The following is a 15,004-nucleotide window of genomic DNA, read 5'->3' on the forward strand; positions in this document are numbered from 1 at the left end:
TGGGCGGGCAACCGTCCTGACCGGTCGGATGCCCGGGAGCGGTCCGGGCGTACAGCCGTCCTGACCGCTCAGATGCCCGGGAGCGGGTCCTGCTCGACCTCGTGGCGACGGGTGCGGATGTCGGGCGGCGCCGGGTGCAGCCGGGCGTCACAGGTGGGGCCGAGGCCGGTGCGGCGCGAGGCCGTGCCGGTGAGCGGGCGCCCGCACATGCGGCAGCGCACCGGGCGGCGGCCGGTTGCGGTGGCGGTACCGGGCAGCGGCTCGCCCTCCGTGCCGGGCTCTGGTTCTGGGGACTCCACGCACCGATCCTCTCAGGTGCCCGGCCCAGGCCCGGTCCGGCCCTGGGGCGGACTGGGCCAGGACTGCGGCCGCACGTCGAAGAGCCGCCCTGAGAACCGTACGTACGTGGGCGACTGCGACAACCCTGCGCGGGTGCGTGTGTGCGGGACGCCGGGAGCCGGGCGGGACCTGGCCGACAGGACTTACGCTACGCCTTCCCGACCCCGCACAACGGAGGAGCCGTACGTGACCAGCAGGCTGAAAGTGACTGCCCTCAGCAAGGGCGGCAAGGCCAGGCCCGAGGTTCCGCCGGGGGTGGCCGAGGGCTTCGAGCACGTCGTCGTCGACACGTCCCAGGGCCACTTCCCCGTGGTCGCCTACCTGGAGCGCGAACTGCCGGTGGGCGGGATACCCGCGTACCTCGCGGCGCGGAAGGACGGCAGCCGTTCCTTCGTGCTGTGGGCCGATCCGCAGCGCCGCTCACGGCTGGCCACGCTCGTCACCACCGCGGCGGGCAACGGGGTGTCGGAGTATCAGGTGTGGGGCGGGCACGGCGAGCTCCTCGGCACGTTCACCCGGGAGAAGGCCCTGTCCGGCAAGGGCCTGCGCACGCGCTGGACCGTCGCCCAGTCAGGCTGTCCCGAGGCAGTCGGCCTCAAGGGCCGGTCCTTCTGGTGGTACGTGTGGTGGGCGCTGTTCCCCCTGTGGGTGGTCATCGCCGTGGGAAGCCTCTTCAGCGGCAGCGGCGATGTGCCGCGCGGGCCGCGGCGCATCGTCTGGCGGGCGGGTGGGGAGGCGCCGCTGGAGTACCTGAGCGAGGACGAGGTCGTCGTGCACGCCCCCTGGGTCGACCCGCGTCTGGCGGCCGCGCTCACCGCGGTCGTCCGCTCGTTCGACAGCTGGCTCGGCACGCCGTGGGACGACAAGAAGCAGTGACCCCGTCCCGCGCCCGGCCGGTCCTCGTCACCGGCCGGCCGCCGCCCCGTTAGCCCATTGGACGGATGCCGCGGCCCGCTGTCCGCGTCAGGCGCGCGCCTGCCCGCCACACCGCGCCGCCACCGCGGAAAGTGGTCGCTCGCGGTGCTCCGCGGGCCGCGACCGCTGCCCCCGGCGCCGGAGGGACGTCGTCCGAGGAGGCGCGGTCATGACGGCCGATCAGGTGCTCATGGGTCTGGGGCTGCTCGTGGTGCTCGCGGTCGGCTCGCAACTGCTGGCGAACCGGCTGCGGGTCCCGGCGCTGCTCCTCCTGCTGCCCGCCGGCTTCACCGCCGGGGCGCTCACCGACACCGTCGACCCCGAACGGCTGCTGGGCGACGCGTTCTCCCCGCTGGTGTCCCTGGCGGTCGCGATGATCCTGTACGACGCCGGGCTGGGGCTGGACCTGCGACGGCTCACGGGCCACCCGCGCCGCGTGGTGTACCGGCTGCTCTGTCTCACAACCGTGCTCACCGTGGTGTCCGCCGCGCTGTTCGCCGTACCGGTCCTGCACATGTCGGCGGGGGCGGCGGTGATGCTCGCCGCGATCCTGATCGTCTCCGGCCCGACCGTCGTCGGCCCCCTGCTCAACTTCGTCCGGCCCACCGAGCGGCTGCAGCGCATCCTCATCTGGGAGGGCTCGCTGATCGATCCGGTGGGCGGGATCCTCGGGGCTTTCGTCTTCCACGGGGTCGTCGCCGGCGACGGGCACGGTTTCGGCAGCCAGCTCGGCTCGTTCTGGTTCAGTGCGGCCGTGGGGCTGGCCGGCGGCGTGGCCGGGGCGGCGCTGCTGTGGCCGGCGCTGAGCCGTCTGCGGCTGAGCGAGGAGCTGGAGACCTCGGTGCAGGTCGCCGCGGTCATCGGCGTGGCGGCCGCCTGCGACCTGGTGCGCGAGGACACGGGGCTGATCTCGGCGGTCGTCATGGGAATGGCCATGGCGAATCTGCCGGGCCTGGACATCCCGGCCAGGCGGCCCTTCTTCGACACCCTGGTCTCGCTGATCATCGGCCTGCTGTTCGTCTCCATCTCGGCCACGGTCACCCCGTCGTCACTGCGGCACGTGGTGCTGCCGTCGCTCGCACTGGTGGCCCTGCTCGTCCTGGTGACCAGACCCCTGGTGGCCCACCTGGCGACGCTGCGTACCGATGTGCCGCGCGGGGAAAGGTGGTTCATCGGCTGGATGGCCCCGCGTGGCATCGTCGCCGCGGCCACGGCGTCCACGTTCTCGGCCGAGCTGACCGAGAAGGGCATCGCGGGCGCCGAGCGCATCCTGCCCGCCACCTTCGTCGTGATCGTCGCCACGGTGATGCTGTACGGCCTGACGGCGTTTCCGGTCGCCCGGAGGCTCGGGGTGCTGCGCCCGGCCCGGTCCAGGCCGCTGCTCGTCGGCGGCGCTCCCTGGGCGGTCGACCTGGCGTGCGCCTTGCGCTCGGCGGGGCTCGACGTCCTGATGTGGGCCGGCGCGGAGCGTGAACGGGCGCGGATCGAGGAGGCCGGGCTGAAGCTGGCGCCGGGCGAACTGCTCGCCGCGGCCACCGGTTCCGGCGCGGAGCTCGAAGGGATCACCGGAGTGCTCCTGCTCACGGGCGAGGACGACTTCAACGCCCTCGCCTCGACGACGCTGCGCGAGAGTGTCGACGGCCCGGTCCACCGCCTCGCGGCGCCCTCCGCGAGTCACGGGGTGGTGGCGCCGTACACGGGCGGATCGTCACTGTTCGGCGGCGGGCTCACCGGCGCCGAGCTGTCCCGGAGGTACGAGCAGGGCGCCCGCGTGGTGGCACGACCCGCCGACGGCGCTCTCCCGCCCGGACACGTGCTGCTGTTCGTGGTGACCGCGGGCAAGCGGCTCACCCCGGTCACGGACACCCGGATACCTGCTCCGGGCGCGGGCGACACCGTCATCGTCCTGCGCCCGCCCTCCGGCGTCGTCGCCGACTGACCGCGGGGCGCGCCCGGCCCGGGGACCGGCCGGCGTGGCCCGGACGCACGCACTCCCGCGCGGACACCTGCCCCACACAGGGGGAAACCGCCTCGGCACGCCTTCGCAGCAGGGCGTCCGCGAAGACTTCTGAGCCAAGGAGACACCGAGCATGCCGACCCGACCCGCCGGAGCGCCCGCCGCTGCGCCACCCGACCCCGCCGCCCTGATCCGCACCCGCGGCTACGCGGTCCTGCTGGTGATGGTGGCGATCCTGGGCGTCCCGATGTCGGCGGGCGCCTTCGGCTTCCTCGCTCTCGTCTCCGAACTGCAGTCACTGACCTACGACGACCTGCCCAAGGCTCTGGGTTTCGACGGGACGCCCTCGTGGTGGCCGGTGCCCCTGGTCGGTCTTGCGGGGCTGCTGACGGGGCTGGCCATCCGGTACCTGCCGGGAGACGGCGGGCACAAGCCGGCGGAGGGGCTGGTGGCCACCGGGCCGCCCTCGGCCGCACATCTGCCCGGCATCGCGCTCGCGGCCATCGCCTCGCTCGGTCTCGGCGCGGTGCTGGGCCCCGAGGCGCCGCTCATCGCGCTGGGCGGGGGTGTGGCCGTGTACGCGGTGCGGCTGATCAAGCCGGACATCGATCCGGGGGCGAGCGCGGTGGTGGGGGCCGCGGGCAGCTTCGCAGCCGTCAGCGCCCTGCTGGGCTCGCCGCTCCTCGGCGCCTTCCTGCTGATGGAGGCGTCAGGGCTGGCCGGTTTGATGCTCGGGGTGGCCCTCGTGCCCGGGCTCCTGGCAGCCGGGATCGGCGCGCTGATCTTCACCGGCCTCGGCTCGTGGACGGGTCTGGGGACGTACTCCCTGGCCTTGCACGAGGTCCCGCCGGCCGACAGCCCCACCGCCGCCGAGTTCGGCTGGGCCGTCGCCCTCGGGCTGGGCGCCGCGCTCGTGGGTGCGGGCGTCCAGCGGCTGGCGCTGTTCCTCCAGCCGCGGGTCGAGCGGCGGAGGGTGGTCGCCACCCTCGCGGCGGGCCTGGCAGTCGGTGTGCTGGCGCTCGTGTACGCCGAGATCACCGGGAACTCCGCCGCGCAGGTCCTGTACTCGGGCGAACACGCCCTGGACCCGCTGCTGGCCGACCGGGCCCGGTACTCGGCGGCCACCCTGGTGGTGCTCATCGTCTGCAAGGCGCTGGCCTACTGCGTCTCCTTGAGCGCCTTCCGGGGCGGGCCCATCTTCCCGGCCATGTTCGCCGGAGCGGCGGGCGGCCTCGCGCTCTCCCACCTCCCCGGGCTGAACCCGACGTCGGGATTCGCCATGGGGATCGGGGCGATGTGCGTGGCCATGCTGAAGCTTCCGATGACATCCGTACTGCTGGCCACGCTCCTGCTGGGATCCCAGGGGCTCACCGTGATGCCCCTCGTGATCGTCTCGGTGGTCGTCTCCTACGTCGTGACGCTCAGGCTCACTGCCCCGCCGGCGGCGTTCGCCACGAAGCCGTCCGCACCGTAGCGAACGCGCCGGCCGTGCGGCGTGCCCTCAGGCCCGTTCCCGTCCCCCGGGTGCGGCGCAGAGAGCCCAGATGATGAAGACGTCGATTGCGATGAGCACGATGGACCACAGCGGGTAGTGGGGCAGCCATGCGAAGTTGGCGAGCGCGCCGAGTCCGGCGAGGACGACACCGGCGACACGCGCCCAGAGGGCCCCGGTGAACAGGGCGCAGCCGGCGAGGACGATGACGATGCCGAGGATCAGGTGGATCCAGCCCCAGCCGGTCAGGTTGAACTGGAACACGTAGTTGCGCGTGGTGACGAACACGTCGTCCTTGGCGATGGCGGAGATCCCCTGGAAGATCGCCATGGCCCCGCCGAAGATCATCAGGACGGCGGCGAAGGCGGTCCAGCCCGTTCGGAACGGGTGGTGGGAGTCCGTGGCGACGCCCGGTGCCGCCTTGGGGTGGTTGCTCGTACTGGCCATATCGGCCTCCTCGGGTAGAAGAATCACCCGGCAGGACACAAGCGCCCGGCCGGGCGTCCCCGGTACCAGCGTGGCACGAGGGCGGGTGACCGGCACCACCGGCGGATTCCGTGGGCCCGGTCACCCGCCCTTTCTCCATTTCGGGATAGCATCTCTGACATGAGAGAAGCGGGCAGAGGAGCGGCCCCGTCCGTGGAGGCGGGGCTCGCGGCGCGGCTCGGCGAACTGCGGGTCGAGCGCGGCTGGTCGCTGGACGAGCTGGCCCGGCGCAGCGGGTTGAGCCGCTCGACGCTCTCGCGGCTCGAACGCGGTGAGCTGAGCCCGACCGCCGCCCAGCTCGGCCGGCTGTGCAGCGTCCATGAACGGACCATGTCCCGGCTGCTGCTGGAGGTGGAGGCGCAGCCGCCGCAGTTCGTGCCGGCCGGGCAGCAGACGGTCTGGCGGGACGAGGCGACGGGCTTCGTGCGCCGCTCCGTCTCGCCTCCGCACGCCGGGCTGCGCGCGGAGGTGGTCGAGGGCGTCCTCGGCCCGGGTGCCGCGATCGCGTACGAGGATCCGCCCGTCCCCGGCCTGGAGCAGCACATCTGGGTCCTGGAGGGGACGCTGGAGGTCACCGTCGACGACACCGTGCACCCCGTCGGCCCGGGTGACTGTCTGCGGTTCCGGCTGCGCGGCCCTTCGCGTTTCCACTGTCCGGGCCCGGAGCGGGTCCGTTACGCACTCATGATCGTCGCCCCGTGAAAGGACCTGCCGCATGACCGAGATCGTCCGCGTCTCCGGACCCGAACTCGTCACCTACGCCGATGAGCTGGCCGCCCTCCTCGTCGAGACGGTCGACGGCGGATCGTCCGTGGGGTTTCTCGCCCCGCTCGACCGGGGCGAGGCCGCGTGCTGGTGGCGGGAGCGCGCCGCGCCCGTGGACGCGGGACTCCAGCAGGTCTGGATCGCCCGGGACGGTGAGCGGATCGCGGGGACCATCGGACTGGCCCGCACACCGCTGCCCAATGCCCGCCATCGCGCGGAGGTCGGCAAACTGATGGTCCGTCCGTCGGCGCAGGGACGGGGACTGGGAAGGCGGCTGCTGGAGGCGGCCGAGCGTTCGGCGGCCGAGGACGGCGTCACGCTGCTCATCCTGGACACCGAGAGCGGCAGCCTGGCCGAGCGGCTGTACCGCTCGGCCGGCTGGACGGAGTGCGGATCGATTCCTGACTACGCCGCTGACCCGGCCGGTGTCCTGAAGCCGACCACCTTCTACTACAAGGCGGTCGGCGCGGCCGTGCGATGACCGCTCAGTCGGCACGTCCTCCGGCGTTCCCGGCGACCGGTTTGGTGCCGACGGCCCCCTGGGCGTGACAATGACCGCCGAAGACACCGACGAGGAGAGACCATGACGCTGCACGACATCCCGCTCCACACCCTGACGGGCGAGCCGACCACGCTGGGCGCCTACCGCGGCCAGGCGGTGCTGCTGGTGAACGTCGCCTCCAAGTGCGGGCTGACCCCCCAGTACGCCGGTCTCGAACGGCTCCAGAAGGAGTACGGGGACCGCGGCTTCACCGTGCTCGGCGTGCCCTGCAACCAGTTCGGCGGCCAGGAGCCCGGGAGCGCGGAGGAGATCCGGACGTTCTGCTCGACGACGTACGGGGTGAGCTTCCCGCTGCTGGCGAAGACCGACGTCAACGGCGCCGGGCGGCATCCGCTCTACGCGGAGCTCACCCGGCTCGCGGACGCGGACGGCGAGGCCGGTGACGTCCAGTGGAACTTCGAGAAGTTCCTCATCTCCCCCGCGGGCGAGCCGGTCGCCCGGATCCGCCCCCGCACGGAGCCGGAGGACCCGGAGGTCGTCGCGGCGATCGAGGCGCAGCTCCCCGCCTGAGTGCCGGTGGCGCCCCCGGTCCGCCGGGCCACAGCCGGCACGCCCCCCGTCCCTGTCGGCGCGACAGGAACGGGGGGCGGGGGCGGGCCGGCGGGGGTGTCAGCGGATGGGCATCCCGGACAGCGTGCGGGCGATCACCAGGCGCTGGATCTCGCTCGTCCCCTCGAAGATCGTGTAGATCGCGGCGTCCCGGTGCATGCGCTCCACCGGGTACTCGCGGGTGAAGCCGTTGCCGCCGAGGATCTGGAGCGCCTGGGCGGTGACCTTCTTGGCGGTCTCACTCGCGTACAGCTTGGACATGGAGCCCTCGGCCGACTCGAACGGCTTCCCGGCACTGGCCATCCACGAGGCGCGCCAGACCAGCAGGCGGGCCGCGTCGATCTGCGTACGCATGTCGGCGAGCTGGAAGGCGACGCCCTGGTTGTCGATGATCGGGCGGCCGAACTGGGTCCGGGTCTTCGCGTAGTCGAGGGCGACCTCGTACGCGGCACGGGCGGTGCCGACGGCCATCGCGCCGACAGCCGGACGGGACGCCTCGAACGTGGCCATCGCGGCGTTCTTCACGCGCTCGCCGCCACCGGAGGCGGCGCGCTCGCGGGCCCGGGCGAGGCGCTGGTCGAGCTTCTCCTTGCCGCCGAGCAGACAGTGGCCCGGGACGCGCACGTCCTCCAGGACGACCTCGGCGGTGTGCGAGGCGCGGATGCCGTGCTTCTTGAACTTCTGGCCCTGCGAGAGGCCCGCGGTGTCCGGCGGCACGATGAAGGAGGCGTGCCCCTTGGAACCGAGCTCGGCGTCGACGACGGCGACCACGACATGGACGTTGGCGATGCCGCCGTTGGTCGCCCAGGTCTTGGTGCCGTTGAGCACCCACTCGTCCTTGGCCTGGTCGTACACGGCCCGGGTGCGCATCGAGGCGACGTCGGAACCGGCGTCGGGCTCGGAGGAGCAGAAGGCGGCGACCTTCACGTCGTCGGCGTCGCCGTACATCTGCGGGATCCAGGTGCCGATCTGCTCCTCGGTGCCGTTGGCGAGCACGCCGACGGCCGCCAGGCCCGTGCCGACGATCGACAGGGCGATGCCCGCGTCGCCCCAGAACAGCTCCTCCATCGCCATCGGGATGCCGAGGCCCGTCGGGTCGAAGAACTGCTGCGCGTAGAAGTCGAGGGAGTAGATTCCGACCTTGGCGGCCTCCTGGATGACGGGCCAGGGCGTTTCCTCACGCTCGTCCCACTCCGAAGCCGCCGGCCGGATCACGTCCGCGGCGAAGCCGTGGAGCCAGTCACGGACCTGCTTCTGGTCGTCGTTGAGCTCGAGCGTGAACTCGGCCATGTTCCCCTCCACGTACTGCCGTTCCCATGATCATTACTTGCGGTAACAACAGTCTGTTACTGACAAGTAGCCTGTGTCAACCACCCGGCCGGCGATCCGCACACCGCTGGGCAGGGTGTTACGTTGCGCAGGCAGGACGGACATGCATGGTCAGGGGTGGGAGAAACGACATGGAGACCACACGACAGGCCGAGCGACAGCGGACCGCGGCCGAACGCCGCCGCCGCGAACTGCTCGAGGCCGCCGACCGCGTGGTGCTCAGGGACGGCCCCGGGGCCTCGATGAACGCCATCGCGGCCGAGGCCGGCATCACCAAGCCCATCCTCTACCGGCACTTCGGCGACAAGGGCGGTCTCTACCGCGCCCTCGCCAAGCGGCACACCGACGCGCTGCTGAGCGCCCTGCGGGCCGCGCTCGACGCCCCCGCGGACCGCCGCGCCCGCGTCGAGGCGACGCTCGACACGTACCTCGCGGCGATCGAGGCGCGTCCCCAGGTCTACCGCTTCCTGATGCACCCCTCCGACGACGCGGCGCCTTCGCCGGAGCAGGGCTTCGACGTGGGCCGGCACTCGGCGCCGCTGCTGCGCCGCCTCGGCGAGGAACTCGCCACCGTCATCGCGGAACGGGTGGATCTCGGCCCGGACAGCCAGGAGATGGCCCGGATCTGGGGCCACGGCATCGTCGGCATGATGCACGCGGCGGGCGACTGGTGGCTCGGTGAGCGCCCCTGCTCCCGCGCGCAGCTGGTGCGCAGCCTGGCCGATCTCCTCTGGGGCAGGCTGGCCGCGGCGGGCGACCGGCCCGGCGGACCCGGGTTCTGACGCCGCGGCTCAGCCGGTGCGCCCCCAGGGCGCCCGGCGGGCCGCACGCAGCGCGCGTGCCCGGCGCAGCCCGGTCAGCCGGTCCGTGTAGACGGCGCCGTCGAGATGGTCGCACTCGTGCTGGAGGCAACGGGCGAAGAAGCCCGTCCCGCTGATCCGCACCGGCTCCCCCTCGACCGTCAGGCCCTCGACCACCGCGTGGTCGAAGCGCGGCGTGCCGGCCTCGATCCCCGGGAGCGACAGACACCCCTCCGGTCCGCGCACGGTGACACCGTCGGCCTCCACGAGCGTGGGGTTGACCACGTGGCCCAGATGGCGGACGTCCTCGTCGTCGGGGCAGTCGTAGACGAACACGCGCAGCCCCGCACCGACCTGGTTGGCGGCCAGCCCGACCCCCCGCGCCGCGTACATCGTGGCGAACATGTCCTCGACCAGCCGGGCGAGCGACGGCCCGAAGTCCGTGACCGGCTCGCACGGGGCGTGGAGCACCGGGTCGCCGAGCAGACGCATCGTCCGGACGAGGCCGGAACTGCCGGGGATCGGGCGGTTTCGCATGACGGTCATCGTACGTTCCACGGGAAGTCGGCGGCCCCGGCGGTGCCGCCGTGCCTGCTCCGCGCCGGACATCGATAGGCTGGGCGCGGACCGATGCAAGGAGGATCTAGGACGATGGCAGGCAACACGGAGCCGTTGTCGCCGCGGGCCAAGCTGGCCGTGACGGCGGGCAAGGCCGCTGCGGCGGTGTCGCGAGCGGCCGGGCGGGGCAGCGGATCGGTGATCGGCGGCCGGGTGGCGCTCAAGCTCGACCCCGACCTGCTCGGGCGGCTGGCGCAGCACCTGGACGTGATCCTCGTGTCGGCGACGAACGGCAAGACGACCACGACCCGGCTGATCGCCGAGGCGCTGCGGGCCGCCGGCCCGGTGGTGTCGAACGCGCTCGGCGCCAACATGCCCGCGGGCATCACCTCCGCCCTGGCCGGCGGCTCGGACGCGCAGTACGGCGTGATCGAGGTCGACGAGAAGTACCTCGCGGGGGTCGCCCGCGACACGACGCCCAAGGTGATCGCGCTCCTCAACCTCTCGCGCGACCAGCTGGACCGCGCCGCGGAGACCCGGATGCTCGCCGAGAAGTGGCGGGAGGGACTGTCCGGCTCGAAGGCCGTGATCGTCGCCAACGCCGACGACCCGCTGATCGTCTGGGCGGCCTCCTCCTCCCCCAACGTGGTGTGGGTCGCGGCCGGCCAGGCGTGGAAGGACGACGCCTGGTCCTGCCCGTCCTGCGGCGGTGTGATGCAGCGCCCCGGCGACGACTGGTTCTGCGGCGAGTGCGGTTTCCGCCGCCCGCCGCCCAGCTGGGTCCTGCACGGTGACTACGTGCTCGACCCGCACGGTTCGGCGTGGCCGATCCACCTGCAGCTGCCCGGCCGCGCCAACAAGGCCAACGCCACCAGCTCGGCCGCTGTCGCCGCCGTCTTCGGCGTGCCGCCGCAGGTCGCCCTGGAGCGGATGTACCAGGTGCAGGCCGTGGCCGGCCGCTACGACGTGGTCACCTTCCTCGGCCGCGAGCTCCGGCTGCTGCTGGCGAAGAACCCGGCGGGCTGGCTGGAGACGTTCTCCCTGATCGACCCGCCGCCCACCCCGGTGATCCTCTCCGTCAACGCCCGTGGCGCCGACGGCACGGACACCTCGTGGCTGTGGGACGTGGACTACACCCAGCTCGCGGGCCACCCGATCTTCGTGCTCGGCGACCGGAAGCTGGACCTCGCGGTCCGCCTCGAGGTGGCCGGTCTCGACTTCCGGGTCTGCGAGAACCTCGACGAGGCCGTCCAGCAGTCACCGCCCGGACGCATCGAGGTCATCGCCAACTACACCGCCTTCCAGGATCTGCGCCGTCGTGTCGGCAACTGACCCCGGCCGCGGGCCCCTCCGGAGAGGACGAAGCATGAGCAACAACAGCCTGCGGCTGGTGTGGGTCTACCCCGACCTGCTGAGCACCTACGGCGACCAGGGCAACGCCCTCGTGGTGGAGCGCCGGGCCCGTCAGCGCGGTCTCGACGTGTCGCGCGTCGACGTGCGCAGCGACCAGCCGGTCCCCACGTCCGGGGACATCTACCTGATCGGCGGGGGTGAGGACCGGCCGCAGCGGCTCGCGGCGGAGCGGCTGCGCCGCGACGGCGGCCTCAGCCGGGCCGCGTCCAACGGCGCGATCATCTTCTCGGTCTGCGCGGGGTACCAGATCCTCGGCCACGAGTTCGTCAACGACCTCGGTGAGCGCGAGCAGGGTCTCGGGCTGCTCGACGTGGTCTCCACCCGCGGCGAGGGGGCCCGGTGCGTCGGCGACGTGCTCGGGGACATCGACCCGCGCCTCGGGCTGCCGCCGCTGACCGGCTTCGAGAACCACCAGGGCATCACCCATCTCGGGCCGACGGCACGCCCGTTCGCGCAGGTGCGGTTCGGCGGGGGCAACGGCACGGGTGACGGGACGGAGGGTGCGTACAACGACACCGTCTTCGGCACGTACATGCACGGGCCCGTGATGGCGCGCAACCCGCTGATCGCGGATCTGCTGCTGAAGCTGGCCCTCGATGTGAACGCGCTGCCCCCCACCGACGACCGCTGGTACGAGGCACTGCGCGGCGAGCGGATCGCCGCGGCGACACAGCCCGCCTGATGAGGCCCGAGCGGCTCAGCTGAGCGGAGTCCAGCAGGCGGACGCCCGGTTCGGTCCCGCCACCCTGCGCCGGTAGGGTGGCGGGGATCCAACCGGACGACGTGGTCCGGTCGTCGGCCCACGTTGCAAAGGTTTCCCGGGCAATGCGAATTGGTGTGCTCACCTCCGGCGGCGACTGCCCCGGCCTCAATGCGGTCATCCGTTCCGTCGTGCACCGCGCTGTGGTCGACCACGGCGACGAGGTCATCGGCTTCCACGACGGGTGGCGGGGCCTCCTCGAGTGCGACTACCGCAAGCTCGACCTCGACGCGGTCGGCGGGATCCTGGCCCGTGGCGGTACGATCCTCGGCTCCTCCCGGGTCCAGCCCGCGCATCTGCGCGGCGGTGTCGAGCAGGCCAGGGGCCACGTCGCCGACCTCGGGCTCGACGCGATCATCCCCATCGGCGGCGAGGGCACGCTGAAGGCGGCGAACCTGCTGTCCGAGGCGGGGCTCCCGATCGTCGGCGTACCGAAGACGATCGACAACGACATCGCGTCGACGGACGTGACCTTCGGCTTCGACACCGCGGTGGGCGTGGCCACCGAGGCCCTCGACCGGCTGAAGACGACCGCCGAGTCCCACCAGCGCGTCATGATCGTCGAGGTCATGGGGCGCCACACCGGCTGGATCGCCCTGCACTCCGGCATGGCGGCCGGCGCGCACGCCATCGTCGTCCCCGAGCGCCCCTTCGACATCGACGAACTGACCGAGCTGGTCGGCCGGCGCTTCTCGGCCGGCAAGAAGTTCGCGATCGTCGTGGTCGCCGAGGGCGCGAAGCCGCGCGAGGGCTCCATGGAGTTCGACACCGGCGTCAAGGACGTCTACGGCCACGAACGCTTCGCCGGCGTGGCGACGCAGCTCTCCATCGAACTGGAGCAGCGCCTGGGCAAGGAGGCGCGCCCGGTGATCCTCGGCCACGTCCAGCGCGGCGGCACGCCCACCGCGTACGACCGCGTCCTCGCGACCCGCTTCGGCTGGCACGCGGTGGAGGCGGCGCACCGCGGCGAGTTCGGCATGATGACGGCCCTGCGCGGCACGGACATCTCGATGGTGCCCCTCGCGGACGCCGTGGAGACCTTGAAGACCGTCCCGGCCGAGCGGTACGCCGAGGCGGAGTGCGTGCTCTGAGACACACCAGGACCCGAGACCGCCCCCGGCCGCAACCGCGGCCGGGGGCGGTTCTACTCTGGTCGGGAGAACCGGCACGAAACGGGGACGTCCCGGCGTTCCCATCGGGAGTGAACAGATGGATCACAGCGGGCACGGCATGAACATGGATCTGCCGCCGTTCACGCTGGGACGCGGGCTCCAGTTCTCCGCGGACCCGTTCTTCCTGACCGGCTGTGTCCTGGCCGTGGTCCTCTACGGGTACGCGGTGCTGCGGCTGCGCAGGCGCGGGGACGGGTGGCCGGTCAGCCGGAGCGTCTTCTTCGTCGTCGGGGTGCTGACCATCGCGCTGGTGATGTGCACCCGGCTGAACGACTACGGCATGGTCATGTTCAGCGTACACATGGTGCAGCACATGGTGATCAGCATGCTGTCGCCGATCCTGCTCCTGCTCGGCGCTCCCGTGACGCTGGCGCTGCGTGCCCTTCCGGTGGCGGGGCGAGGCAGCAAGGGGCCCCGCGAGCTGCTCCTGATGCTGCTGCACAGCCGGTACATGAAGGTCGTCACGCACCCCGCCTTCACGATCCCGCTGTTCATCGCCAGCCTGTACGCCCTGTACTTCACCCCGCTCTTCGACTACCTGATGGGCTCGACGACCGGGCACCTCGCGATGATGGTCCACTTCCTGGCGGTCGGCCTGTTCTTCTTCTGGCCGATCATGGGCGTCGACCCGGGGCCGCACCGCCCGGGCTATGTGATGCGGATGCTCGAACTGTTCGCCGGGATGCCGTTTCACGCCTTCTTCGGCATCGCGCTGATGATGGCGAGCCAGCCGATGGTGAAGGTGTACGAGAACCCCCCGGCCTCGCTCGGCATCGACGCCCTGTCCGACCAGAACGCGGCGGGCGGCATCGCGTGGGCGTTCAGCGAGATCCCGTCGGTCCTGGTCCTGGTGGCCCTGGTCTTCCAGTGGTACCGCTCGGAACAGCGGACGGCGAAGCGCTCGGACCGGGCCGCGGACCGGGACGGCGACCAGGAGCTCCAGGCGTACAACGCCTATCTCGCGTCCTTGCAGGCGCGCGGACGGTAGCGGTGGAGGGGCCTTCCGGGTGACGATGGCATCCACGGCCGCGCGGCCGATGAGGAGGGTGCGCGCATGTCCGGATCCACGAAGGCAATGGGAGTGCTCACGGTAGGCGCCCTGGTGGCAGTCACCGCGTACACGGTGGCGCTGGGGAGCAACGGCTGGCTCTGGTTCGGCTGGGTGGTGCTGGGGCTGATCACGATGGGAATGGTCGCCACCCGCGAGACCTGAGCCGTACGGAGCAGGGCCCGGCCGCTGCGTACACCCGGACGGTGCCGGTCCGCGGTTCCCCCCGAGCGCCTGCCCAAAGACGGGCGGGCGGGCCTCTACTGTTCGGGCCACGGTGCCGCCTGCCGGCGGCCGGGCCGAGGAGTACGTGATGGGGAACCGCGCTGGAGCGACCGCGGCCGCGACGGTGGGCCTGCTGGCCGCCGTGCTCGGCGGATGTTCGGACGACGGCGGTGGCAGCAGTTCCGCTTCGGCGACGCCGTCCGCGACCGGCACGCCGGCGTCCGGGACCGTCGCGTCCGCGTCGAGCCCGCTGGGCACCATCCTGGTCGACGGCGAGGGGCGGACGCTCTACCTCTGGGAGGCGGACACCACCTCCCGGTCGACCTGCGACGGCGACTGCGCGCAGTCCTGGCCGCCCCTGACCCTCACCGGAAAGCCGGTCGCGGGCAAGGGGGTGAAGGCGTCCCTGCTGGGCACCACGACGCGTGACGACGGCCGCGCGGAGGTCACCTACAACGGTCATCCGCTGTACCGCTACGCGGGCGACACGGCCGCCGGAGACACCCACGGACAGGGGTCGAACGGTTTCGGTGCGGCCTGGTACGTGCTCGACACCGCCGGTAACAAGATCACGAAGGCCGCACCGTCCCCCTCCGCCTCGTCATCGGCGTCGAACAACGGGGGGTACTGACCC

At 72.2% G+C, this 15,004-nt stretch carries 17 protein-coding genes; 13 read left to right on the forward strand and 4 right to left on the reverse strand.

Annotation, left to right across the window (positions count from 1 at the left end):
* Positions 1-68 precede the first annotated feature (68 nt).
* A complete protein-coding gene (locus ABZ454_RS19500; RefSeq protein ID WP_356318741.1) occupies positions 69-257 on the reverse strand; it encodes a DUF6011 domain-containing protein in 189 nt (62 codons plus the stop codon).
* Positions 258-525: 268 nt separating this feature from the next.
* On the opposite strand from ABZ454_RS19500, the gene ABZ454_RS19505 reads away from it, so the two are divergent.
* The 3 genes from ABZ454_RS19505 (at position 526) to ABZ454_RS19515 (ending at position 4,685) form a co-directional block, all read left to right on the forward strand.
* Positions 526-1,215 (forward strand): hypothetical protein, encoded by a 690-nt coding sequence (locus tag ABZ454_RS19505; protein WP_359539465.1) that lies wholly within the window; start codon positions 526-528, stop codon positions 1,213-1,215.
* A 208-nt stretch (positions 1,216-1,423) separates the two neighbouring features.
* On the forward strand, positions 1,424-3,193 hold the full coding sequence (locus tag ABZ454_RS19510) for a cation:proton antiporter (protein ID WP_359539466.1): 1,770 nt from the start codon (positions 1,424-1,426) through the stop codon (positions 3,191-3,193).
* A gap of 151 nt (positions 3,194-3,344) precedes the next feature.
* Positions 3,345-4,685, forward strand: a complete 1,341-nt coding sequence (locus ABZ454_RS19515) for a chloride channel protein (protein ID WP_359539468.1) — start codon at positions 3,345-3,347, stop codon at positions 4,683-4,685.
* 27 nt (positions 4,686-4,712) lie between these two features.
* Here the strand turns inward: ABZ454_RS19515 and ABZ454_RS19520 are convergent, their stop codons facing one another.
* Complete coding sequence (locus ABZ454_RS19520) at positions 4,713-5,150, reverse strand: hypothetical protein (RefSeq protein WP_359539469.1); 438 nt, start codon at positions 5,148-5,150, stop codon at positions 4,713-4,715.
* Between the two features lie 159 nt (positions 5,151-5,309).
* Here ABZ454_RS19520 and ABZ454_RS19525 point away from each other — a divergent pair, with 159 nt between their 5' ends.
* From ABZ454_RS19525 to ABZ454_RS19535, 3 genes are all read left to right on the forward strand, one after another.
* A complete protein-coding gene (locus tag ABZ454_RS19525) occupies positions 5,310-5,891 on the forward strand; it encodes an XRE family transcriptional regulator (protein ID WP_359539472.1) in 582 nt (193 codons plus the stop codon).
* 13 nt (positions 5,892-5,904) lie between these two features.
* Complete coding sequence (locus tag ABZ454_RS19530) at positions 5,905-6,435, forward strand: GNAT family N-acetyltransferase (protein ID WP_356318727.1); 531 nt, start codon at positions 5,905-5,907, stop codon at positions 6,433-6,435.
* A gap of 102 nt (positions 6,436-6,537) precedes the next feature.
* Positions 6,538-7,026 carry a glutathione peroxidase gene (locus ABZ454_RS19535; RefSeq protein ID WP_356318728.1) on the forward strand — a complete coding sequence of 163 codons (489 nt, stop codon included), beginning with the start codon at positions 6,538-6,540 and terminating at the stop codon, positions 7,024-7,026.
* Between the two features lie 99 nt (positions 7,027-7,125).
* Here the strand turns inward: ABZ454_RS19535 and ABZ454_RS19540 are convergent, their stop codons facing one another.
* The gene (locus ABZ454_RS19540) at positions 7,126-8,355 is read right to left on the reverse strand and encodes an acyl-CoA dehydrogenase family protein (RefSeq protein ID WP_356318729.1); all 1,230 of its coding nucleotides are present in this window, start codon (positions 8,353-8,355) and stop codon (positions 7,126-7,128) included.
* 170 nt (positions 8,356-8,525) lie between these two features.
* Between ABZ454_RS19540 and ABZ454_RS19545 the strand changes: the two genes are divergently transcribed.
* Entirely contained in the window at positions 8,526-9,176 is a 651-nt protein-coding gene (locus tag ABZ454_RS19545) for a TetR family transcriptional regulator (protein WP_356318730.1), read from the forward strand.
* Positions 9,177-9,185: 9 nt separating this feature from the next.
* On the opposite strand, the gene def is transcribed toward ABZ454_RS19545, so the two are convergent.
* Positions 9,186-9,740, reverse strand: a complete 555-nt coding sequence (def, locus tag ABZ454_RS19550; protein WP_359539475.1) for a peptide deformylase — start codon at positions 9,738-9,740, stop codon at positions 9,186-9,188.
* A 105-nt stretch (positions 9,741-9,845) separates the two neighbouring features.
* Here def and ABZ454_RS19555 point away from each other — a divergent pair, with 105 nt between their 5' ends.
* The 6 genes from ABZ454_RS19555 to ABZ454_RS19580 all read left to right on the forward strand — a co-directional run bounded on the left by ABZ454_RS19555 (position 9,846) and on the right by ABZ454_RS19580 (position 15,001).
* A complete protein-coding gene (locus ABZ454_RS19555) occupies positions 9,846-11,084 on the forward strand; it encodes a MurT ligase domain-containing protein (protein WP_356318732.1) in 1,239 nt (412 codons plus the stop codon).
* Between the two features lie 34 nt (positions 11,085-11,118).
* Entirely contained in the window at positions 11,119-11,847 is a 729-nt protein-coding gene (locus ABZ454_RS19560; RefSeq protein ID WP_356318733.1) for a glutamine amidotransferase, read from the forward strand.
* A gap of 143 nt (positions 11,848-11,990) precedes the next feature.
* Positions 11,991-13,016 carry a 6-phosphofructokinase gene (locus ABZ454_RS19565; protein ID WP_359539477.1) on the forward strand — a complete coding sequence of 342 codons (1,026 nt, stop codon included), beginning with the start codon at positions 11,991-11,993 and terminating at the stop codon, positions 13,014-13,016.
* Between the two features lie 118 nt (positions 13,017-13,134).
* Positions 13,135-14,085, forward strand: a complete 951-nt coding sequence (locus ABZ454_RS19570) for a cytochrome c oxidase assembly protein (RefSeq protein WP_359539480.1) — start codon at positions 13,135-13,137, stop codon at positions 14,083-14,085.
* Positions 14,086-14,151: 66 nt separating this feature from the next.
* Complete coding sequence (locus ABZ454_RS19575) at positions 14,152-14,310, forward strand: hypothetical protein (protein WP_148015273.1); 159 nt, start codon at positions 14,152-14,154, stop codon at positions 14,308-14,310.
* A 148-nt stretch (positions 14,311-14,458) separates the two neighbouring features.
* Entirely contained in the window at positions 14,459-15,001 is a 543-nt protein-coding gene (locus ABZ454_RS19580; RefSeq protein WP_356318736.1) for a hypothetical protein, read from the forward strand.
* Positions 15,002-15,004 lie beyond the last annotated feature (3 nt).

It is taken from the genome of Streptomyces sp. NPDC005803 (genome assembly GCF_040630435.1).
Lineage (GTDB): Bacteria > Actinomycetota > Actinomycetes > Streptomycetales > Streptomycetaceae > Streptomyces.